The following is an 18,939-nucleotide window of genomic DNA, read 5'->3' as shown; positions in this document are numbered from 1 at the left end:
ATCACTCGTCCGACTCGGAGTCCTCGTCGACCTCGTCCTCGTCCTCGTCGTCGAAATCCTCGTCCTCGTCGTTCTCCAGCTCGTCGTGCATCACCGTCTCGACGGGGACGCTCTTCTCGGAGACGTCCGGGAGGGACTCGATGTGGCGCTGGTACGCCTTCTCGTCCACGGCGCCGGAGCGCAGGTAACGCTCGGCCGTACGCTTGTCGAGCTGCTTGGGGTCTGTCGGGTTGGCCATGGTCAACTCCTCGGAATCTCTTGGAAAAGGGCGCGCCACCTTATAGCAGGGCTACCCTCTGTCAACGCCGCTGAACCCACCCCCGTCCGGAGCCGATGAACACCCCCGTCCGTCCATCCCTTCCCCGAGGCCTGTATGTCCTCTGCGATGACACCGTGCGCCCCGAGCTGCCACTGAGGGAGAAGGCGGCTGGCCTGCTCGCCGGAGGGGCGAGGGTGATGCAGCTGCGCATGAAGCGGACGCCCCTGCGGGAGGCGCTGGCGGAGGCGCGCGAGGTGGTGGCCGTCTGCCGGCGCGCGGGGGCGGTGTGCCTGGTGAACGACCGGGTGGACCTGGCGCTGCTCTCGGGCGCGCATGGGGTGCATGTGGGAGACGAGGACCTGCCGGCGGAGGAGGCGAGGGCGCTGCTGGGCCCGGAGGCCCTGGTGGGGGTGACGGTGCGAGGCCTGGAGGAGGCGAGGGCGGCGAGGGCGGCCGGGGCGGATTACGTGGGCCTGGGGCCGGTCTTCGGCACCACGACCAAGCAGGTGCCCGCGCCGGTGCTGGGGTTGGAGGGCTTCGCCGCGGTGGTGCGCGCGAGTCCCCTGCCGGTGGTGGGGATTGGCGGGGTGAAGCTGGAGAACATCGCTGGCCTGGCGGCCACGGGGGCACACGGTGGAGCGGTGGCGTCCGATGCCCTGCTCGCCGAGGACATCGCCGAGCGTGTCCGGCGTTTGTCGGCTGCTTTTGACAGGGGCGCCCAGGGGGCTAGCCTCGTGGGCGGAGACGTATGAAACCTCATGGCCATGGCCAGGCACCGCGCCGGCCCAACATCGGCATCACCCCGGACTTCAGCGCCAGCCGGCCGGACTCGCCGTTCCCGTACTACGAGTTGAAGGTGCCCTACGCGGACGCGGTGCTGCGCGCGGGGGGCCTGCCCTTCGTGCTGCCGTACTCGGACGAGCTGGCGTGCGTGGACGCGTACCTGGATCGCATCTCCGGGCTGCTCGTGACGGGCGGGGCCTTCGACATTCCGCCCGAGGCCTATGGCGAGACGGCGCGCGAGGGCATGGGGCCGCTGAAGCTGCCGCGCACGGCCTTCGAGACGGCGCTGATGCGCGGGGCGTTCAAGCGGAACATGCCGGTGCTGGGCATCTGCGGGGGCATGCAACTGCTCAACGTGGTGCTGGGCGGCACGTTGCACCAGGACATCGGCCGCGAGGTGAAGGGCGCGCACGAGCACGAGCAGAAGCACGACCGGACGCACCCGCAGCACCCGGTGGATGTGCGGGATGGGACGCTGCTGGCGGAGGCGCTCGGCAAGGGCCAGCTGATGGTGAACTCCACGCACCACCAGGCGGCGCAGCGGATTGGCGCGCAGGTGGTGGTGAGCGCGGTGTCGCCGGATGGAATCGTGGAGGCCATCGAGTCCACCCAATACGGCTTCGCGCTGGGCGTGCAGTGGCACCCGGAGCTGATGCTCCACACGGTGCCGATCCACGTGGGCGTGTACCGGCTGTTCATCCAGAAGGCGCGAGAGCACCGGCGGTGAGCGGAGCACCGCGCGTGCTGCTGTGCGCGGGCCATGAGCCCACGGGCCGCGCGGGACTGCTGGCGGACGTGGCCGCGGTGCGGGCGCTCGGTGGAGCCCCGGTGGCTGTGCCGTCCGCGCAGACGGCGCAGGGCCGGGAGACCTTCCTGTACCAGCCCACGCCGGTGCGGGTGCTGGGCTCGCAGGTGAAAGCGGCGCTCGAGCTGGGGCCGTTGCACGCGGTGAAGCTGGGGCAGGTGCCCGGGCCGGCGCTGCTGGACGCGCTGAGCGAGGCGCTCGACGGCGTGGACGCGTGGTGGGTGGTGGACCCGGTGGTGCGGACGTCGCGGGGCGAGCCGCTCTCGAAGCTGACACGGCGGCACTACCTGGGCCTGGCGGGGCCGAAGGTGGTGCTCACCCCGAACCTGGACGAGGCGGCGTGGCTGCTCGGAGGGGGCGAGGTGCGCTCGGTGGAGGAGGCGCGCGAGGCGGGGAGGGCGCTAGTGGCCCACGGCTTCGGCGCGGTGCTGGTGAAGGGCGGGCACCGGGACACGGGTGCGGTGGACGTGCTGTGCCTGCCGGAGCGGGACGTGTTGCTGGAAGGGGAGCGACTGCAACGTGCACCCGATCGCCGGGGAACGGGGTGCCGGTTGGCCTCGGCCCTGGCGGTGGAACTGGGGCGGGGCAAAACGCCTACGGCCGCGGCCCGCCGGGCGAAGTCCTACGTGACGCGCTACCTGCGCACCGGCCGGGACTGAACCTCCTCGAGTCAGGACATCCGTGCAAGGACTGTCAGACCGGTATGGGACACAGGAGGTCCCAAGCACGGAGAGGAGACATGGCCATCCAGAACGAGCACCGACTGCGCGAGCTGCTGCAGATTCCACGCGATGCCTGGATACCCGAGGACGACAGGCCCGAGTACTGGGACGAAACCTTCATGCGCCTGGGGCGCGGTTACGGCTTCGACCCGGAGGCGGGCCAATATCCGGTCAATCACGGGCAGCTGGTGATGGATCTCGCGAGACTCGTGGCGCCGCTGCTGGACGGAGCGCGTTTCACGCAGGTGCTGCCGGGAGACGCCGATCCGGAAGGGGAGGAGCAGGCCCCTCCACCGGAGGACGCCGGCAAGGAGGCGCGCGGACTGGACACCCGGTACACGCTGCGCCTGCGGCACGCGGGGCGGCGGTACAGCGTCACGTTCCACGACTTCTCGGACTTCTTCAACATCAACGCGGTGCTGGCCCTGCTCAACGCGGCGCTGGAGCCAACCGGCTCGCCGATGCGTTTCTTCGGCTTCGGAGACGTGGTCGTCGTGGGGCCGCTGCGCGGGGTGCAGCAGGCCATGCGCGAGGGCTTCATCCCCGGCTTCTCCGGGGCGGGCATCTTCGAGGAGTGGGAGCTGGATGAGATCGACGCCTGGAGCGAGTCCGGCGACACGCCCGAGTCCCTCGTGAGGCAACTGGAGAAGGGACGCAGGCGCGTGCGGGCCGTGTTCGTGGTCTGAGCGCTACTCGACGCGCGCCCGGCTCTCGAAGCGCGTGTACTCGGCGAGGAAGACCAGGTCGATGTCGCAGATGGGGCCGTTGCGTTGCTTGGCGATGACGAGCTGCACGGGGATGGCCGAGCTGGTGCGTTGGACCTCGCCGCCTTCAGCGTTCTCGCCCTGGTCCTCGCGGTGGATGAACATCACCACGTCGGCGTCCTGCTCGATGGCGCCCGACTCGCGGAGGTCCGAGAGCATCGGCTTGCCGCCCTTGCGCTCCTCCACCTTACGGCTGAGCTGCGAGAGCGCGATGATGGGCACCTCCAGCTCCTTGGCCAGCTGCTTGAGGCTTCGGGAGATCTCCGAGATTTCCAGCTGGCGGCTCTCCACCTTGCCCTTCTGATGCATGAGCTGGAGGTAGTCGATGATGATCAGCGAGAGCCGGGGATCCCGCTGCTTGAGCCGCCGCGCCTTGGCGCGCAGGTCGAACGGGGACAGACCGCCCGAGTCGTCGATGTAGATGGGGGCGTTGTAGAGCTTGCCCGCCATCTCCTGGAACTTCTCCTCGTCGTGCGGGGTGAGCCGGCCGCCGCGCAGCTTCTTCATGTCCACGCGGGCGCTCGAGGCCAGCAGACGCATGAGGAGCTGATCCGCGGGCATTTCCAGGCTGAAGATGGCCGCCGCCTTGGGATCCTCGGCCAGGCCCACGTGCGTGGCGATGTTCATCGCGAAGGACGTTTTTCCGACGCCGGGGCGCGCCGCGAGGATGAGGAGCTCGCCGGCGTGCAGACCCGTGAGCGCCTGGTCCAGGTCGGCGTAGCCGGTGGACAGGCCGGTGATGCCCGTCGTCGCCGTCTTCATCTTGTCCAGGAGGTCCAGTGTGTGCTCCATCAGCTCGCTGACGGGCCGCAGATCTCCCACGCGCTTCTTCTCGGCCAGGAGGAAGACCTTGCGCTCGGCCTCGTCCAGCAGCACGTCCAGCTCGCCCACCTCCTGGCTCGCCAGCTCCTGGATCTCCCGCCCCGCGTTCGCCAGCCTCCGCCGGAGGGCCTGGTCCTTGACGATCTTCGCGTACTGGACGGCGTTGCCCGGCACGGGCACCACCTGATCCAGGCTCATCAGGTAGGCCGGGCCGCCCACCGCCGCCAGCTGCCCGAGCACCTTCAGCTCCTCGGCCAGCGTCAGGTGATCCACCTGCCGCGAGGAGCCGGCCAGCTTCACCATCGCCGCGAAGATCTGCGCATGCGCCGGACTGGCGAAGTCGTCCTGGTGGACCACCTCCGCCAGGCTGTCGATGATCGTGTTGTCCGCGAGCACGGCGCCCAGCACCGCGCGCTCCGCGGCCAGGTCCTCGTGAGACCTGCGCCCGCCCGTCCGAATGTCGAGGATGTTGTCCATGGTGCCCGGCCAGTCTACAGGCTCCGCTACGAGGATGTAGCGCAGCAGCCTGATCGTGGCCTCTGACATGCCCGGGCCCCGGGACTGGCTTTTCTCCCGCAAACGAAAGGGCCGCCCGGGGGTTGACTCCCGGACGGCCCTTGTCTTCACAGGTACCGAAGACGGTGATGGATACCCTCACCCCGGCCCTCTCCCGGGGGGAGAGGGGATGGGGACTCAGGCCTCCGCGGCGACCTCGACCTTGATCTTCGCCACCACGTCACGGTGCAGCCGCAGCTCCACCTCGTACTGACCCGTGGCCTTGATGGGCTCGGGCAGGTGGATGAGGCGGCGGTCCACCGTCTGGCCCTGCGAGGCGAGCGCCTCGGCGATGTCCAGCGCGGTGACGGAGCCGTACAGCTTGTCCTGCTCGCCCACCTTGCGGCGGATGACGGCCTTGACCGAGCCGATCTTCTTGGCCTGCTCCTCGGCGGCGCCCTTCAGCTTGGCGTTGCGCGCCGAGATGACCGCGCGCTCGTGCTCGAGCTGGCGCACGTTCTGCTCGGTGGCCAGCACCGCCATCTTGCGCGGCAGCAGGTAGTTGCGGCCGAAGCCGTCCTTCACCGTCACGAGCTCACCGGACTTGCCCAGGTTCGCGACGTCCTCACGAAGAATGACCTTCATGTGATGTCTCCGTTGGTGCGTGGGAGCCGGCTATCAGCCGACCATCGCGTTGTAGGGAAGCAGCGCCAGACCGCGGGCGCGCTTGATGGCCGTGGCGATCTCGCGCTGGTGCTTGGCGCAGTTGCCGGAGATACGGCGGGGGATGATCTTGCCGCGCTCGGTGACGAAGTACTTCAGCGTGGGCTGATCCTTGAAGTCCACCTTGGAGTTCTTCTCGGCGCAGAAGCGGCAGACCTTCTTGCGGCCAAAACCACGGCCACCGCGCTTCTCGTCATCACCACCGGCGCCGCCTCGGTCACCGCGGTCACCCCGGTCCCTGTCACCGCCGCGATCCCGGTCACCACCACCGCGGGAAGCGTTCCTGTCGTTGCCAATCATGAGTATTTCCTCTTCTCTGGAATGGATCCGTAGAAGACGACCTCGGGGGCACTAGGCCTCCTCGGTGCCCTCCTCCTCGGTCTCGGCGCCCTCGTCAGCCGAGGCGCGCTCGCCACCGGGAGCAGCGCCCGGGCGGGTCTCCTCGACGTCACCGGCCAGCTTCAGATCCTCGAGCACCGGACGGCTCTCGGGATCCACCTCGTCCGCCAGCTTGGTGGACAGGAAGCGCGTGACCTCGTCGTAGTTGCGGAGGTTGCGCTCGAGCTCGGCCACCACGCCCGTGCCGCCCAGATAGCTGGCGTGCACGTAGATGGCGCGGGGCTGCTTGGCGATGGGGAACGCCGTCTTCTTCTTGCCCCACACCGTGAAGCGGAGGACCTTGCCGCCCTCACGGCCGACGATGCCGCGAACGCGCTCCTTGAGCTTGTCCACGTTGTCGTCGGTGAGGTCCGGCTTGACCAGGAAGATGGTCTCGTACTCACGAAGCCGCTTGGCGGCCTGCGTCTCAGCCATGTTTCTCTCCCCTTGGGGTTGAGTGCCCCCCGGAAATCCGAGGAGCGGGGAAACGGTCAGCCGGTCCAAGGGGGACCGTCCGCCGGGAACGGGAAAACCACGCGCCCGTCTCCCTCGCGTTTCGTCCCGGAGGCTCGCGCACCCGGGATGATGGAAAAGAACAGACCCACCGGGCCAAAGCTTCCGGCCAGCGGGGAAGGGGCCTTCTACGGGGGGGAGGACCCCGAGTCAAGGCGCCCGCTTGTTGTACCGGTTCATGGCCGTGGCCAGTCCGTCACGCACCCAGGTGTCGGACGCGTCCGCCGCCTGGGCGATCAGGTCGTCCAGCTCCCGGCGCTCCCCGTCATCGAAATTGGACAGGACGTAGCCGGCCACCCGCTCCTTGGCGTTGGGGCCCTGGGGCTTGCCGATGCCGAAGCGCAGCCGGATGAAGCTGTCCGCCCCCAGGCTGGAGACGGTGCTCTTCAGCCCGTTGTGGCCTCCGCTGCCCCCGCCCGCCTTGAGCTGCAGCCGCCCGAAGGGCAGATCCAACTCGTCGTGGATGACGAGGATGTCCTCCACCGCCACCTTGTAGAAGCGCGCCGCCTCGGCCACCGAGCGGCCGGACAGGTTCATGTACGTCTGCGGCTCCAGGAAGAGGACCTTCTCGCCGCCCAGGGTGCCCTGGCCCACCCGGGCCTGGAACTTCTCGTGGTTGAGATCGGCGCGCGCGCGCGACAGTAGCGCCTCCACCACCATGAATCCGATGTTGTGACGGTGGCGCTCGTACTCGCGCCCGGGATTGCCCAGTCCACAGATGATCTTCATGGCGGTGACTCCGAAAAACAGACGGGGCCAGCCCCAATGGGCTGACCCCGCGTGGACGGCAGGACGAAGAGATTACTTCTTCGCGCCGGCCGCGGGCTTGGCCGCCGCACCAGCCGCGGGCTTGGCCGCCGCCGCACCAGCCGCGGGCTTGGCCGCACCAGCCGCGGGAGCCGCAGCCGCCGCCGCGGGAGCCGCCTCGACCGCACCCTCGGGCGCGCTCACGACGGCGATGGTGTAGTTGACGTTCGTCTTCACCACCACGCCCTCGGGCAGCTTCACATCATTGATGTGCATGGCCATGGCGATCTTCAGCGGCGTCACGTCCACCTCGATCTGCACGGGGATGGCGCGCGGCTTGGCGTAGACCTCGAGCTCACGGCGGATCTGCGTGAGCAGACCGCCATCGGCCGTGCCCTCGGCCTTGCCGGTGAGGACGAGCGGCACGTTCACCTTCACCTGGTCCTCCTCGCGCACGGCGATGAAGTCCACGTGGAGGATGTCACGGGAGACCGGATCCCGCTGGTAGTCCTTGAAGAGGACCTGCTGGTCGGCACCCACACCCTTGAGGGTGATGAGGGTGTTGAGCTTGTGCGGGGTGTTGATGGCGGCGCGCACGGCCTTCGGGTCGACGGCCACGCTCAGGGGCTTCTCCAGGTGCTTGCCGTAGACGACGGCGGGCACCAGGCCCTGGCTGCGCAGACGGCGGGCGGCGCCCTTGCCGGAGCCCTCACGGGTCTTCACCTCGAGCGTGCTCTTGTCGATGGACATGGATTTCCTCGGTATGGGGACTGCGATGTGACCGCGCTGAGCCCTGGCGCCTCTGGCATCCCGCCCCCGTGGCGGGCCCCGAGACGGCGCCTTCCAGACTGCGAAGGGCCAGCGTGGTGTGGGTGCGACATGCCAGCGCGGGCGCCCGGAGTCAAGCCGCCCGGCGGACAGGAGGGCCCTTCTTCGCCTAGACGAAGAGGGAGCTGAGCGAGTCGGCGCGGTGGATGCGCGCGATGGCCTCACCGAAGAGACGCTCGGTGGTGATGATCTTCAGCTTGCCGCAGGCCTGGGCGGCGGGCGAGAGCGGGACGGTGTCCGTCATGACGAGCTCCTCCAGCACCGAGTCCTGGATGCGCTGGATGGCGGGCCCGGAGAGGATGGGGTGGACGGCATAGGCCACCACCCGGCGTGCGCCCCGCTCCTTGAGGGCGGCGGCCGCCTGGGTGAGCGTGCCCGCGGTGTCCACCATGTCGTCCACCAGGATGGCGTCCTTGCCGTTGACGTCTCCGATGAGGTTCATCACCTCGGAGGAGTTGGGCCGCGGCCGGCGCTTGTCGATGATGGCCAGGCCGCAGTTGAGCCGCTTGGAGTAGGCGCGCGCCCGCTCCACGCCGCCCGCGTCCGGCGACACGATGACCATGTCCTGGGTGTCCGGGAACTTCTTGCGCAGATCATCCAGGAACACCGGCGAGGCGTAGAGGTGATCCGAGGGGATGTTGAAGAAGCCCTGGATCTGCCCGGCGTGCATGTCCATGGACACCACGCGTGTGGCCCCGGCCACCTCCAGCAGATCCGCCACCAGCTTGGCGGTGATGGGGGTGCGCGGCGCCACCTTGCGGTCCTGCCGGGCATATCCGTAATACGGGATGACGGCGTTGATGGAGCCCGCGCTCGCCCGCTTGAGGGCGTCGCAGATGATGAGCAGCTCCATCAGGTTGTCGTTCGTCGGCGGGCACGTGGACTGGACGATGAAGACGTCCAGACCGCGGACGTTCTCGCCGATCTCCACGTGGATCTCCCCGTCCGAGAAGCGGCCCACCGAGGCCTTTCCCAGGGGACGCTTGAGATAGTCGCAGATGCGATGGGCCAGACCGGGGTTGGAACTCCCGGTGAACACCTTGAAGTCGCGGGGCTGCTGCATGGGCGCGCTACTAACGCGCCCCGTGGCGGAAGGGAAGCCCCTTCCACCTGCTCCCTCGGGCCGGTGCTCAGTCGTGGTCGCCCGCAGCGGCCAGGAAGGGGCTCGACGCCCCGCCCGGTATGTGCTGCTGACGCTCGTACTCCTGGAGGATCGTCCGCTCCATCTGGTTACGCGTGTCCGCGTTGAGCGGATGAGCGATGTCCTTGTACGTCCCGTCCTTGCGGCGCTTGGCCGGCATGGCGATGAACAAGCCGGACGCTCCGTGAATCACCTTCAAATCCCGGATCACGAAACAGTGGTCCAGGGTGATGGTCACGTAGGCCTTCAGCTTATCTTCGTCGACCGGGTACACCTTGACGTCGGTGATGTTCATGGTCCCCCCACAGACCCTCGAGGTACGAGCTGAGGGGGAGCCTGAATCGGACCGGGCCGGAAAAGCAAGTCTTGCGGGGCTTCTTGTGCGTCAACCGATGCCTCGGAGACACATGTGGGCCAGGAACGCGAGGTGGTACACGTCGATGACGACGTAGAGGGCAGCCCCCGCCTGGATGGCCCGCTGGCTCAGCCGCATGGAGCGGTGCAGGCACAGGAGCGTCAGCCCGAGGCTCACGATGGTGACCTTGATGGCCATGAAGGCCAGGGGCGAGTGCTCGTAGGCCACCCGCATCAGCGGGTTCAGTTCCTCGGCCACCTGCAGCTGTAAAAAGGTGAGGGTAAAGAGCCCGTCCAGCAGGTTGAGCACCAACAGAAGTACCGCCGCTGGCGCCATGTGGAACGAAGCTCCCTCGATACCTGCCCAGCGTGTTGCCTGCGTCGTCGCCGCCACCCGGACCTCCCCGTTGGAATCCGGAGCGGGGTTCTTCAAGATGCTTGCCAACGCGCGGGGGGCTCGGGAGGCCTGGTGCGGGAAGCGCGGACGGCTTTTGAAAGTTGACGTGCCAGAAGGGGCGTGACAGAGGAAACCCGCGCTCCCGCACAGCCTCCCGACGAGCCCTCCGCGTGCAACAATTTCCCAATGACATCGGGTGGATAGAGGTCATCTGCGGCTCGATGTTCTCCGGCAAGACGGAGGAGTTGATCCGCCGAATCAAGCGGGCCGTCTACGGCAAGCAGGTCGTCCAGGTGTTCAAGCCTCGACTGGACAACCGCTATGACGAGACCCAGGTGGTCAGCCACTCCCAGCTCAAATTGACGTCCATTCCGATCGAACGGGCTGAAGAAATTTTCCATCACCTGTCCCCCAAGACGCAGGTGGTGGGCATCGACGAGGTGCAGTTCTTCGGCACCGAGGTGGTGGCGGTGTGTGAGGCCTTGGCCAACCGCGGCATCCGCGTGGTCGTCGCGGGGCTGGACCAGGACTACCAGGGCCGCCCCTTCGAGCCGATGCCGCAGCTGCTGGCCATCGCCGAGTACGTGACGAAGCAACTGGCCATCTGTGTGGTGTGTGGGAATCCGGCCAACCGCTCGCAGCGTCTGGTGGATAGTGGAGAGCGTGTGGTGGTGGGCGCCGCCGGGGCCTACGAGGCCCGCTGCCGCAAGTGCCACCGGGCCGAGCCCACCGAGGCCACGCCTCCCCAGACGCTCGATCTGTTCGAACACTGAAGCCCTGACTGCCGCTCCAGAGGTCCGGCCATGCGCGACACCCTCTACGCCAACGTTCCCTTCCAGTTGAGCGAGATGCCCCACCGGTATGGCTCCAACGTGCACCTGGTGGGCAACCCCTTCCTGCTCTCGCAACTGGCGAAGCTGTGCAGCAAGGGCACCGTGCAGCCGGAGATCAACCGGCTGGTGGCGCTGCTCTACACGGACCTGGTGAAGACGGTCATCAACGCGGAGTTCCCCCGCAAGATGGTGGCCATGCCCACCCGGATGATCGATCACACGCCGCAGGGCATGTACCAGGGCGAGGTGATCGATCCGGCGGTGCGCGCGGTGACGGTGAACATCGCCCGCGCCGGCACGCTGCCCTCGCAGGTGACGTACGATCTGCTCAACACCACGGTGGATCCGGTGCTGGTGCGCCAGGATCACATCATCATGAGCCGGATGATCGACGCCAAGGAGCACGTGGTGGGCTCGAACATCGGCGGGGCCAAGATTGGCGGGGACATCGACGACGCCATCGTCCTCTTCCCGGACCCGATGGGCGCCACCGGCGGCAGCCTGAGCACCGCGGTGTCCATGTACAAGGAGAAGGTCCCCGGCACGCCCCGGCGAATCCTGAGCCTCAACCTGATCGTCACCCCCGAGTTCCTGCGGAGGATTTCCCGCGAGCATCCGGATGTGGTGGTGTACGCGCTGCGCCTGGACCGCGGGCTGTCACCACCGGAGGTGTTCGGCACGGTGCCCGGCGAGCTGTGGGAGAAGGAGCGGGGGCTGGATGACCGGCAATACATCGTCCCCGGTGGCGGCGGCTTCGGGGAGATCATGAACAACGCGTACGTGTAGAGGTACGACCGTGGCTTTCTACGAGCAGGATGTCGGCGTCCACATCGATGAGAAGAAGCTCCAGGCGCGCGTGCGCGAGCTGGGTGAGCAGATCACCCGCGACTACCAGGGCAAGGAGCTGACGCTCGTTTGCGTGCTCAAGGGCTCGGCGTTCTTCGCCATGGACCTGGCGCGCTACGTGGACCTGCCGCTGACGATCGAGTTCCTCGGGGTGTCCTCGTACCAGGGCGGTACCGAGACGACGGGCGAGGTGCGCATCACCACCGACGTGAGCAAGCCCATGGCGGGCAAGCACCTGCTCATCATCGAGGACATCATCGATACCGGGCTCACCATGAGCTTCCTGCTGGAGAACCTGAAGGCCCGCCACCCGGCGTCCCTGAAGGTGTGCTCGCTGCTGGAGAAGCCTTCGCGCGCCCGCACCCAGATTCCCATCGACTACAAGGGCTTCGTCATCGACGACGTCTTCGTGGTGGGCTACGGGCTCGACTACGCCGAGCGCTACCGCAACCTGCCCTTCATCGGCGTGATGAAGGGGAAGTAGTCCCGAGTCGTCCGCCACGTCCGGGGGCCGTCGCTCCTCAGCAGCTCGTCCCCTGGCGTGATGGGCTCAAGCGCGCCGGGTCCGGGTCCCGGCCGGGGCCTTCTTCGCCGCGGTCTTTTTCGCTGGCGCCTTCTTCGCGGGCGCCTTCTTCACCGCGGCCTTCTTCGCGGGCGCCTTCTTCGCGGCGGCCGGCGCGGACTTCCGGGCCTTGGCGGGCGCTGCCTCCGCCCTGGGCGCTCCCGCGCCACTGTCCATCTGCGCCACGAGCTTCTTCGGGGCCACCGCGCGGTAGCTCTCGTCCAGCCACTTGCGCAGCATGTCGAGCGGCGGCGTGTCACGCGCGCCGAAGTTGGCCGACACCCAGCCGCTCTTGCCCAGGCCGTACCCCGTCGGCTGCACGAACGGCAGCATCAGCGCCGCCCCGTTCGACTGCGGCAGCTTCACGGACATCGACAGGCCCTCGCCCGTCAGCGTCAGGAAGACGAAGGCCTTCCCCTTCACCTTGAGCGTCCGGTGTCCCCACGGGAACTCCTCGGTCACCTCGGGATAGCCCATGCCCGTCTCGCGCAGGGCCAGCTCGAAGGGCTCGAGTCGCTTCATCTCGGGGGGAACCGGCGTCATCGTCATGGCGTGCGTCTCCTCGTGGGGCCCCAGATATACCCCACGCGGACACGCCTCACTTCTTCGGCTTCAACAGGGTGAGCACCTGGGTGAACGTCCTGTCCCCATTCGGCGTGGTGCTCAGCACGCCGCTCGCCCCCTCGAACGTGCCCGTGCCTCCGATGATCGGAATCAGCGACGTGCCCGTCTCGGCTTCCCGGCCCGCCACCGTGATGGTCCCGTCGGCCATCGTCAGCGTCCACTGGCACTCGCTGAACTGCCCCGGCAGCGTCCGGATGCAGTAGCCGCTGTTACTCCCGATCGTCTCCTTCGCCTCGTTCAACAGCGGCTGGTCGAACACGAACATGTCGCCCGGCGAGTCCCCCGGTGGACCCAGATCCACCGGCGTGGCGATGCCGCTGCGGGCATCCGCGATGGTGTTCAGCGTCCAGGCTTCCTCCGCGGGTGCGTTGTTGGCACAGCTCAACATCGGTGCCGCGGTCACGACAGCCATGAGTAGGGTCTTGCGCATCTCGTCCCTCCTTGGGACGGCTCACTTGCGAGCCATCCCGCGCACCTAACCCCTGGAGGGTGTCCGGGCAAATTCCCCGGCTGCTGGACTGGAGCGCTACTGGGGACGCTGCTGGCTCTCGCTGTCGCTGGTCCGCACTCCCTCGGGAGGCGTCGTGGGCGGCGGCGTGGCCCCGGTGCCCTGGGGCGGGGCCGCCTGCTGTCCCTCGGGGGCCGGAGGTGGGAGGCCCGTTCCGGACGGCGCCGGGGAAGAGCCGGCCTCGGCCAGGCTGGCGTCCACCGCCCTCAGCGCCTTCTCCAGCGCCTGGGCCGCCGGGCCCACCACGCTGAGCATCTGGTTGGCCCGCTGCGTGTTCCGGTTGCGGCTCTCCGACGCGATCTTCAGCTGCGTCAGCGCCTCCGTCACGTCCCGCCGCGCCTGCTCCAGCTTCTGCCTCGCCTGGAAGAAGGCCACGTCCGCCTTCATCGTCTCCAGTGTGCGGCGCTGCTCCTCCGTCAGTCCGGACAGCAGCTCCGCCCGACGCAGGAAGTAGAGTCCCTTCTCCAGCACCGCCGGGTCGTCCGACTGCACCCGCGGCCGGGCCAGCCCCTCCAGCACCGGGAAGAGGGCCCGGTCCAGCTCGTCCCGCTCGGTGAAGCGCTGCTCCAGGAGCGCCGAGACGTCCCGGCCCTCGGTGGGCAGGGGGGCGTAGGCGTCCGCCAGCCGCGCGTCCCCGGGCCGGTAGGGCGCCGCCCCCGTGGGCAGCAGCCGCCCCTTCATCACCACCAACTGCCCGTTCTCCTGGGCCAGGGTGAAGGTGCGGGCGTTGAGCTGCGAAAGCAGGAAGGCCACCGCCCCTCCCAGGCCCAGGATGAGGAGGGTGACGAGCAGCCGCGTGAAGGCGCTCGTGGCCCGGCGGCCGAAGCCCGGCCGGTTCTGCTGTGGGTTCATCATGGGATTCATGGTGCTTGCTCCCCAGACGTCCAGGCGGCGAGCCGATTTCCCGGCCCCAGTGCTTTCCTTGGGACAACCGTCCCAAGGGCTATACTCGGTTGGCCCTACTCATGCATCCCACATTCCGCCGCCTGGGGACCAGCGAGCTGTTGCCCCGGTACATCTTCGCGGAGAGCCTCTTCGCACGCCGTCGCGTGTTGGAGGTGGACGCGGTCGCCACCACCGGCGGCGAGAGCGCGCGCTTCCTCCTGGAGCGCGGCGCCCGCACCGTCGTGGCCTGTGACGCGGACCTCGCGGCCGTGGCGGCGGCCCAGAAGGCCCATGGCGGCGCCTCGCTGCGCTACCGCGCCAACGTCTACGACGACCTCGAGCCCGGCAGTTTCGATCTGGTGCTCGTGGCCGACCTCGCCCCCTACGTGCGCGCCCCCACGCTCCTGGCCGAGCTGGCGCGGCTCGTCAGCCGGCAGGGCTACCTCATCGGCGGCCTGCGCAACACGGCCGGGCTCGCCCTCTGGCAGCTCATGGACGTGGAGGAGGGCGTGCCGCCCACGTACGGGCAGTTGCTCGACGCGCTCTCGCCGCACTTCCCGAACGTGGAAGTCGCCACGCAGGCGCCCGTGCTGGGCTACCAGCTCGCCTTCGAGAAGGGCGATGGCCTCCAGGTGGATGGCTCCCTCATCCGCGGCAGCGAGGCCGCCTACTACGTGGTGATGGCCGGCGCCGAGCCCGCCCGCATCGTGGACCCCACCTGGGTGCAGCTGCCTCCCGAGCCGCTCGCCTTCACTCGCGGCAAGCTGGACGAGGTGGCCCAGCGCTCCAAGGGCTGGGAGGAGCGCACCGGCCGCCTCAAGGAGTCCCTCACCCGGCTGCGCGCGGAGCTGACCGATCGCGAGAGCGAGGTGACGCAGCTCAAGCCGGCCCTGGAGCTCGCCCGTGACCAGGTGGCGCGGCTCACCGCGCAGTTGGAGCAGTCGCGCGGCACCCCGGAGGCCGCCCGCGAGCGCGATGAGCTGTCCTCCCGCCTGCGCCGCACCGAGCTGGAGCTGCAGGTGGCCCTGGAGCGCGTGGCCGACGCGGACCGGCGGCTCGGCCAGCAGCGGCTGGAGCTGGAGGCCGCGGAGCGCACCCGGAAGGAGGCCGAGGTCCAGACCCTGGGCTCCCAGGAGACGCTGCGGTTGGAGCGCGCCCGCCGCGAGGAGCTGAACACCTCCCTGGAGGAGTCTCGCGAGCGCCTCACCCAGGCCTATACCCAGCTGCGCGAGCTGCAGGACGAGATGGCCGGGCTGCGCGTCGAGCGCGAGAAGGACCGGCTCTCGTCGGAACGCGCTCGGGAGCAGTCCGAGGAGCTGCGGCGGCAGGTGGAGGCGGCCCGTGAGCGCGAGCTGCGCCTGGCCGAGCAATACTCGACGTCGCTCGCCGCGGTGGAGCTCCTCAAGTCGGACGTGGCCAGGGCCGAGCAGGCCCGCCAGACGTCCGAGTCCCTGCTGCGCTCGCGTGACGCGGACCTGGCGCGCCTGACGCGCGAGGTGGAGGACGGCTCCCGGCGTGTGTCGGGGGCGGAGGCGGCCCGGCGCGACGCGGAGGTGCGCCTGACGGCCCGCGAGGCCGAGTGGCGCGGACTCGAGACGGAGCTCACGGCGGCGCGTGCCGAGCTGGAGCGGCTCACCGCCGAGGTGGAGGCCCGTACTCGCGCCGAGGAGAACGTCCGCTCGGCGGCGGCCCGGCTCGAGCAGGAGCTGCACGAGGCCCGGGGCAGCCTGGAGTCGCTCGAGGAGGAGCGGGTCCGTTCCGCCGCGGAGCTGGAGGAGACCATCGAGGAGGAGCGCCAGCGCGCGGAGTCGCGGGTGGCGCAGGAGCGGGCGAAGACGGAGCGGGCCGAGGCCGAGGCCGCTCGCGAGAAGGCCGCTCGTGAAGAACAGGAGTCGCGTGCCGAGGGGCTCGAGAACCAGGTGCGCGTGGAGGCCGCCGCGCGGGAGGAGGCCTCGCGCGGCCTCGCCGAGCTGGAGGCCCAGCGGCAGCAGTGGGCCGATGAGCGCGGGGCCCTCCGGCGGCGCGTGGTGGAGGTCGAGGAGACGCTCTCCGAACTGGAGCGGGTGCGGGACTCGGACGTGGAGTCGATCACCCGGCTCGACTCGGCGCTGAAGGCGACGCAGGGCTCCATCACGGCGGAGCAGCAGGCGCGGGCCCGGGCGGATGCGGAGCGCGAGCAGGCGCTGGCCGAGCTGGAGCAGGAGCGCGAGGGGAGGGCGCGGCTGGAGGAGGCCGTGGCCCAGGCCCAGGCCCGGTTGGAAGCGGAGCATCAGCGGCTCGAGGAGACCCGCGAAGCGCTCTCGGGTGTCCGCACCGAGCTGAAGTCGGAGCGCCAGCAGCGGGCCCTGGTGGAGGCGTCCCTGGCCGAGGTCCAGGAAGGGTTCGAGGCCGAGCGTCAGCGGAGCACCGGGCTCGCGTCCGAGCTGGCCCAGGCCCAGGCCGGGCTCGAGTCCGCGCGGCGGGCGCATGGCGCGTCGGAGGAGTCCACCGCGAAGGTGCTCGCCGAGCTCGACGAGGAGCGGCAGCAGCGGGCCCGCGTGGAGGCCTCCCTGGCCGAGGTTCAGGCCGGACTCGAGGCCGAGCGGCAGGGAAGCACCGGGCTCGCGTCCGAGCTGGCGCAGGTGCAGGCCGCGCTCGATGTGGAGCAGCATCAGCGGACCCTGGTGGAGGAGTCCCTGGCGCAGGTGCGGGCCGAGCTCAAGGCCGAGCGGCAGCGGGGCTCCGAACTGGGGTCCGAGCTGGCCCTGGCGCGGGCCGGGCTCGAGTCCGCGTGGCAGGCGCATGGCGTGTCGAAGGAGTCCACCACGCGGGTGCTCGCCGAGCTCGAGGAGGAGCGGCGGCAGCGGAGCGGGGTGGAGACGTCGCTCGCGGAGGTCCGGACCGAGCTGGAGGCGGAGCGCACGAGCAGGACGCGCACCGAGGAGTCGCTGGAGCTCGCCTGGACGCAGCTGGAGGCCGAGCGGCGGCAGCTTACCGAGGCCGAGGCGTCGCTCGTCTCGGAGCGAGAGAAGGCGGAGGCGCACCTGGCCCAGGTTCGCGCCGGGCTCGAGGTGGAGCGGGATGCGCTGCGCCTGGATCTGGATCGCGCGCGCGAGCTGTCCGAGGCGGCGCTCGAGGAGACACGGCGCAAGCTGGAGGAGGAGCGCGCCGGACGCGAGTCCCTGGCGCAGTCTTTGTCCGAGGCGCGCGCGGACCTGGAGTCCTCCCGGGCGGGCGCGGACGAGCGCGAGCGGGCCCGGCTCGAGGCGCTGGAGGAGGCCCGGCGGGAGTCCGCGGCGCTGCGCTCGGAGCTGGAGTCGGCCCGGCGCGATGGCGAGGCGCTGGACGCGTCCCTGGTGGAGCAGAAGCGGCTCGTCGAGGAGCTCCGGGCCGCCCTGGAGGAGGAGCGCGCGAGCCAGAAGTCCCTGAAGGAGTCGCTCGCGGAGGCCCGGGCGCGCGAGGAGGCCGTCTCCACCGAGCGCGATAGCCGCAAGCGTGACGCGCTGGAAGTGCGGATGGAGCTGGAGGGCCTCCGGGACGACCTCGCGAAGAAGGACCAGGAGCTGGAGGCGCTGCGGGCCCAGGTGGCGCAGCTCGATGTCACCCGCTTCCAGGCACACCAGGCTTCCATGGCGCTCCAGCAGGCGCACCAGGGGCTGCGGGACCGGGACATGCACATCGCCCACCTCCAGAAGGAGATGGCGGACGTCCGGGCCCGGCTCGCCGCGGAGCACGAGCAGATGGAGCTGGTCACCGTGCAGCTCGAGTCTGCGCGGCGCATCGCGGGCAAGGCGCCCTCGCTCGAGTCGGCTCTCGAGGAGGAGCGCGCGACGCTCGGGAGCGTCCGGGAGGCGCTGGAGACGGCGCGCGGTGGGTTGGAGACCGCCCGGGAGGAGCTGGAGTCGCTTCGCGCCGAGCTGGCCCGTTCCCAGGAGGAGCACCAGTCGGAGCGGGAACGGGTGGCCGAGACGCGGCGCTCGGCGGACGAGCTGGAGACGCGGCTGGCGGAGGCTCGGAGCGAGCTGGAGGACGCGAAGGCGAAGCAGTCCGGGCTGGAGGCCCAGGCCGAGGAGTCCGGACTCCGTGCTCGGGAGCGGGAGGCCGCCATCGAGGCGCGGCTGGCCGAGCTGGAAGCTCAGGCGGAGGAGGCCCGGCGGGAGGCCCGGGAACAGGAGTCCGCCGCTCAGGAGCAGCGGGCCGAGCTGGAAGCCCGGGTGGAGGAGGCCCGGCGGGAGGCTCGGGAGCAGGAGTCCGCCGCTCAGGCGCAGCGGGCCGAGCTGGAGGCGAAACTGGCCGAGCTGGAGGCCCGGGCCGAGGAGGCCGATCGGCGGGTCCGGGAGCGCGAGGGCTCCACGCAGGCCATCCAGGAGCAGTTCGCCAAACTGGAAATGGAGAAGGGCACGCTCGTCTCCGAGCGCGAGCGGCTCAACTCGGACCTCACGGTGGCCCGGGCGGCGCGCATCCGGCTGGAGGGCCGGGTGACGGCGCTGGAGGCGGCCTCCGCCGAGGCGGTGAAGTTCCTCGACGCCGAGCGCGCCGAGAAGGCGAGGGCGGCCCAGGCGCTGGCCGACCGCATCCAGATGTTGGAGACGGAGCGGGCCGGGATGCGCGAGCGCATCGAGCAGCTCCAGGCGCGCAAGCCGGTGTCGGACTCCGAGGCCATCCTGGAGATGTCCGAGGAGCTGGAGCAGCTTCAGGGCGAGTTCGACACCCTGAAGTCCACCCTGGCCGAGCGCGAGCTGGCGCTGGCCGAGCAGAAGCGAAGGTTGGAGGAGCAAGAGGCCGAGTTGGCCTCCTTGAAGCGGCTCTCCGCCCGGAAGGGAGCCGACACCGTGCAGGACATCTACGCCCGGGCCAACGCCGAACTGAACGCGGTCAAGAATGAGTTGCTTCGCCGTCCGAAGGGGAGCACACCCACTTCTGGACCCCCCGCGTCCACCCCGAAACCCGAAGACCCGGGCTGAAGAGACC

Annotated in this window: 21 protein-coding genes; 8 read left to right on the top strand and 13 right to left on the bottom strand. The window is 69.7% G+C overall.

Features of this window, described 5'->3' with window-relative positions; translation table 11 throughout:
* Position 1: 1 nt before the first annotated feature.
* Positions 2-238, bottom strand: a complete 237-nt coding sequence (locus BO221_RS49740) for a hypothetical protein (RefSeq protein ID WP_073567979.1) — start codon at positions 236-238, stop codon at positions 2-4.
* A gap of 95 nt (positions 239-333) precedes the next feature.
* On the opposite strand from BO221_RS49740, the gene thiE reads away from it, so the two are divergent.
* The 4 genes from thiE to BO221_RS49720 all read left to right on the top strand — a co-directional run bounded on the left by thiE (position 334) and on the right by BO221_RS49720 (position 3,255).
* Positions 334-1,011: a thiamine phosphate synthase gene (thiE, locus tag BO221_RS49735; RefSeq protein WP_073567978.1), complete on the top strand. Its 678-nt coding sequence runs from the start codon at positions 334-336 to the stop codon at positions 1,009-1,011.
* Positions 1,008-1,769, top strand: a complete 762-nt coding sequence (locus BO221_RS49730) for a gamma-glutamyl-gamma-aminobutyrate hydrolase family protein (RefSeq protein WP_073567977.1) — start codon at positions 1,008-1,010, stop codon at positions 1,767-1,769. Before thiE ends, BO221_RS49730 begins: the two co-directional genes overlap by 4 nt.
* A complete protein-coding gene (locus tag BO221_RS49725; RefSeq protein WP_073567976.1) occupies positions 1,766-2,506 on the top strand; it encodes a bifunctional hydroxymethylpyrimidine kinase/phosphomethylpyrimidine kinase in 741 nt (246 codons plus the stop codon). The genes BO221_RS49730 and BO221_RS49725 overlap by 4 nt, the downstream gene beginning before the upstream one ends.
* Positions 2,507-2,586: 80 nt before the next feature.
* Complete coding sequence (locus BO221_RS49720) at positions 2,587-3,255, top strand: hypothetical protein (protein WP_073567975.1); 669 nt, start codon at positions 2,587-2,589, stop codon at positions 3,253-3,255.
* A 3-nt stretch (positions 3,256-3,258) separates the two neighbouring features.
* Here the strand turns inward: BO221_RS49720 and dnaB are convergent, their stop codons facing one another.
* From dnaB to BO221_RS49675, 9 genes are all read right to left on the bottom strand, one after another.
* Positions 3,259-4,632: a replicative DNA helicase gene (dnaB, locus tag BO221_RS49715; RefSeq protein ID WP_073568017.1), complete on the bottom strand. Its 1,374-nt coding sequence runs from the start codon at positions 4,630-4,632 to the stop codon at positions 3,259-3,261.
* Positions 4,633-4,848: 216 nt separating this feature from the next.
* A complete protein-coding gene (gene rplI, locus BO221_RS49710) occupies positions 4,849-5,295 on the bottom strand; it encodes a 50S ribosomal protein L9 (protein ID WP_073567974.1) in 447 nt (148 codons plus the stop codon).
* Between the two features lie 33 nt (positions 5,296-5,328).
* Positions 5,329-5,673: a 30S ribosomal protein S18 gene (rpsR, locus tag BO221_RS49705; protein ID WP_043411652.1), complete on the bottom strand. Its 345-nt coding sequence runs from the start codon at positions 5,671-5,673 to the stop codon at positions 5,329-5,331.
* 51 nt (positions 5,674-5,724) lie between these two features.
* Positions 5,725-6,186 carry a 30S ribosomal protein S6 gene (gene rpsF / locus BO221_RS49700; RefSeq protein ID WP_073567972.1) on the bottom strand — a complete coding sequence of 154 codons (462 nt, stop codon included), beginning with the start codon at positions 6,184-6,186 and terminating at the stop codon, positions 5,725-5,727.
* Between the two features lie 228 nt (positions 6,187-6,414).
* Positions 6,415-6,993, bottom strand: a complete 579-nt coding sequence (gene pth, locus BO221_RS49695) for an aminoacyl-tRNA hydrolase (protein WP_073567971.1) — start codon at positions 6,991-6,993, stop codon at positions 6,415-6,417.
* Between the two features lie 72 nt (positions 6,994-7,065).
* Positions 7,066-7,761 (bottom strand): 50S ribosomal protein L25/general stress protein Ctc, encoded by a 696-nt coding sequence (locus BO221_RS49690; protein WP_073567970.1) that lies wholly within the window; start codon positions 7,759-7,761, stop codon positions 7,066-7,068.
* A 187-nt stretch (positions 7,762-7,948) separates the two neighbouring features.
* Positions 7,949-8,902, bottom strand: a complete 954-nt coding sequence (locus BO221_RS49685) for a ribose-phosphate pyrophosphokinase (RefSeq protein WP_047856544.1) — start codon at positions 8,900-8,902, stop codon at positions 7,949-7,951.
* A gap of 67 nt (positions 8,903-8,969) precedes the next feature.
* Positions 8,970-9,275, bottom strand: a complete 306-nt coding sequence (gene spoVG, locus BO221_RS49680; protein WP_073567969.1) for a septation regulator SpoVG — start codon at positions 9,273-9,275, stop codon at positions 8,970-8,972.
* A gap of 90 nt (positions 9,276-9,365) precedes the next feature.
* Positions 9,366-9,767, bottom strand: coding sequence for a DUF5658 family protein (locus BO221_RS49675; RefSeq protein ID WP_073568016.1), 402 nt, complete (start codon positions 9,765-9,767; stop codon positions 9,366-9,368).
* Between the two features lie 134 nt (positions 9,768-9,901).
* Here BO221_RS49675 and BO221_RS49670 point away from each other — a divergent pair, with 134 nt between their 5' ends.
* The 3 genes from BO221_RS49670 to hpt are packed head-to-tail and all read left to right on the top strand — an operon-like array spanning position 9,902 to position 11,894.
* On the top strand, positions 9,902-10,504 hold the full coding sequence (locus tag BO221_RS49670; RefSeq protein ID WP_043411671.1) for a thymidine kinase: 603 nt from the start codon (positions 9,902-9,904) through the stop codon (positions 10,502-10,504).
* Positions 10,505-10,534: 30 nt separating this feature from the next.
* Entirely contained in the window at positions 10,535-11,350 is an 816-nt protein-coding gene (locus BO221_RS49665) for a uracil phosphoribosyltransferase (protein WP_073567968.1), read from the top strand.
* 10 nt (positions 11,351-11,360) lie between these two features.
* On the top strand, positions 11,361-11,894 hold the full coding sequence (gene hpt, locus BO221_RS49660; protein WP_073567967.1) for a hypoxanthine phosphoribosyltransferase: 534 nt from the start codon (positions 11,361-11,363) through the stop codon (positions 11,892-11,894).
* 66 nt (positions 11,895-11,960) lie between these two features.
* On the opposite strand, the gene BO221_RS49655 is transcribed toward hpt, so the two are convergent.
* From BO221_RS49655 to BO221_RS49645, 3 genes are all read right to left on the bottom strand, one after another.
* Positions 11,961-12,521 carry an MmcQ/YjbR family DNA-binding protein gene (locus BO221_RS49655; RefSeq protein ID WP_073567966.1) on the bottom strand — a complete coding sequence of 187 codons (561 nt, stop codon included), beginning with the start codon at positions 12,519-12,521 and terminating at the stop codon, positions 11,961-11,963.
* A 49-nt stretch (positions 12,522-12,570) separates the two neighbouring features.
* The gene (locus BO221_RS49650; RefSeq protein ID WP_233166617.1) at positions 12,571-13,026 is read right to left on the bottom strand and encodes a dirigent protein; all 456 of its coding nucleotides are present in this window, start codon (positions 13,024-13,026) and stop codon (positions 12,571-12,573) included.
* A gap of 96 nt (positions 13,027-13,122) precedes the next feature.
* Positions 13,123-13,968, bottom strand: coding sequence for an IF-2 protein (locus tag BO221_RS49645; protein WP_233166616.1), 846 nt, complete (start codon positions 13,966-13,968; stop codon positions 13,123-13,125).
* 101 nt (positions 13,969-14,069) lie between these two features.
* Here BO221_RS49645 and BO221_RS49640 point away from each other — a divergent pair, with 101 nt between their 5' ends.
* Positions 14,070-18,932 carry a hypothetical protein gene (locus tag BO221_RS49640; protein WP_073567965.1) on the top strand — a complete coding sequence of 1,621 codons (4,863 nt, stop codon included), beginning with the start codon at positions 14,070-14,072 and terminating at the stop codon, positions 18,930-18,932.
* The last annotated feature ends 7 nt before the right edge of the window (positions 18,933-18,939 follow it).

The sequence above is a fragment of the Archangium sp. Cb G35 genome (assembly GCF_001896145.1).
GTDB lineage: Bacteria > Myxococcota > Myxococcia > Myxococcales > Myxococcaceae > Archangium > Archangium violaceum.
The sequence above is the reverse complement of the archived record's forward strand: the minus strand, read 5'-3'. Positions and strand labels throughout refer to the sequence as shown.

Excerpts from the sequence above, each read along its gene's own strand:
- thiE (WP_073567978.1), top strand. The coding sequence starts at position 334 with ATGAACACCCCCGTCCGTCCATCCCTTCCCCGAGGCCTGTATGTCCTC.
- rpsF (WP_073567972.1), bottom strand. The coding sequence starts at position 6,186 with ATGGCTGAGACGCAGGCCGCCAAGCGGCTTCGTGAGTACGAGACCATC.
- rpsR (WP_043411652.1), bottom strand. The coding sequence starts at position 5,673 with ATGATTGGCAACGACAGGAACGCTTCCCGCGGTGGTGGTGACCGGGAT.
- BO221_RS49645 (WP_233166616.1), bottom strand. The coding sequence starts at position 13,968 with ATGAATCCCATGATGAACCCACAGCAGAACCGGCCGGGCTTCGGCCGC.
- BO221_RS49685 (WP_047856544.1), bottom strand. The coding sequence starts at position 8,902 with ATGCAGCAGCCCCGCGACTTCAAGGTGTTCACCGGGAGTTCCAACCCC.
- spoVG (WP_073567969.1), bottom strand. The coding sequence starts at position 9,275 with ATGAACATCACCGACGTCAAGGTGTACCCGGTCGACGAAGATAAGCTG.
- BO221_RS49730 (WP_073567977.1), top strand. The coding sequence starts at position 1,008 with ATGAAACCTCATGGCCATGGCCAGGCACCGCGCCGGCCCAACATCGGC.
- BO221_RS49740 (WP_073567979.1), bottom strand. The coding sequence starts at position 238 with ATGGCCAACCCGACAGACCCCAAGCAGCTCGACAAGCGTACGGCCGAG.
- rplI (WP_073567974.1), bottom strand. The coding sequence starts at position 5,295 with ATGAAGGTCATTCTTCGTGAGGACGTCGCGAACCTGGGCAAGTCCGGT.
- BO221_RS49665 (WP_073567968.1), top strand. The coding sequence starts at position 10,535 with ATGCGCGACACCCTCTACGCCAACGTTCCCTTCCAGTTGAGCGAGATG.
- BO221_RS49655 (WP_073567966.1), bottom strand. The coding sequence starts at position 12,521 with ATGACGATGACGCCGGTTCCCCCCGAGATGAAGCGACTCGAGCCCTTC.
- pth (WP_073567971.1), bottom strand. The coding sequence starts at position 6,993 with ATGAAGATCATCTGTGGACTGGGCAATCCCGGGCGCGAGTACGAGCGC.
- dnaB (WP_073568017.1), bottom strand. The coding sequence starts at position 4,632 with ATGGACAACATCCTCGACATTCGGACGGGCGGGCGCAGGTCTCACGAG.
- BO221_RS49720 (WP_073567975.1), top strand. The coding sequence starts at position 2,587 with ATGGCCATCCAGAACGAGCACCGACTGCGCGAGCTGCTGCAGATTCCA.
- BO221_RS49640 (WP_073567965.1), top strand. The coding sequence starts at position 14,070 with ATGCATCCCACATTCCGCCGCCTGGGGACCAGCGAGCTGTTGCCCCGG.
- BO221_RS49690 (WP_073567970.1), bottom strand. The coding sequence starts at position 7,761 with ATGTCCATCGACAAGAGCACGCTCGAGGTGAAGACCCGTGAGGGCTCC.
- BO221_RS49650 (WP_233166617.1), bottom strand. The coding sequence starts at position 13,026 with ATGCGCAAGACCCTACTCATGGCTGTCGTGACCGCGGCACCGATGTTG.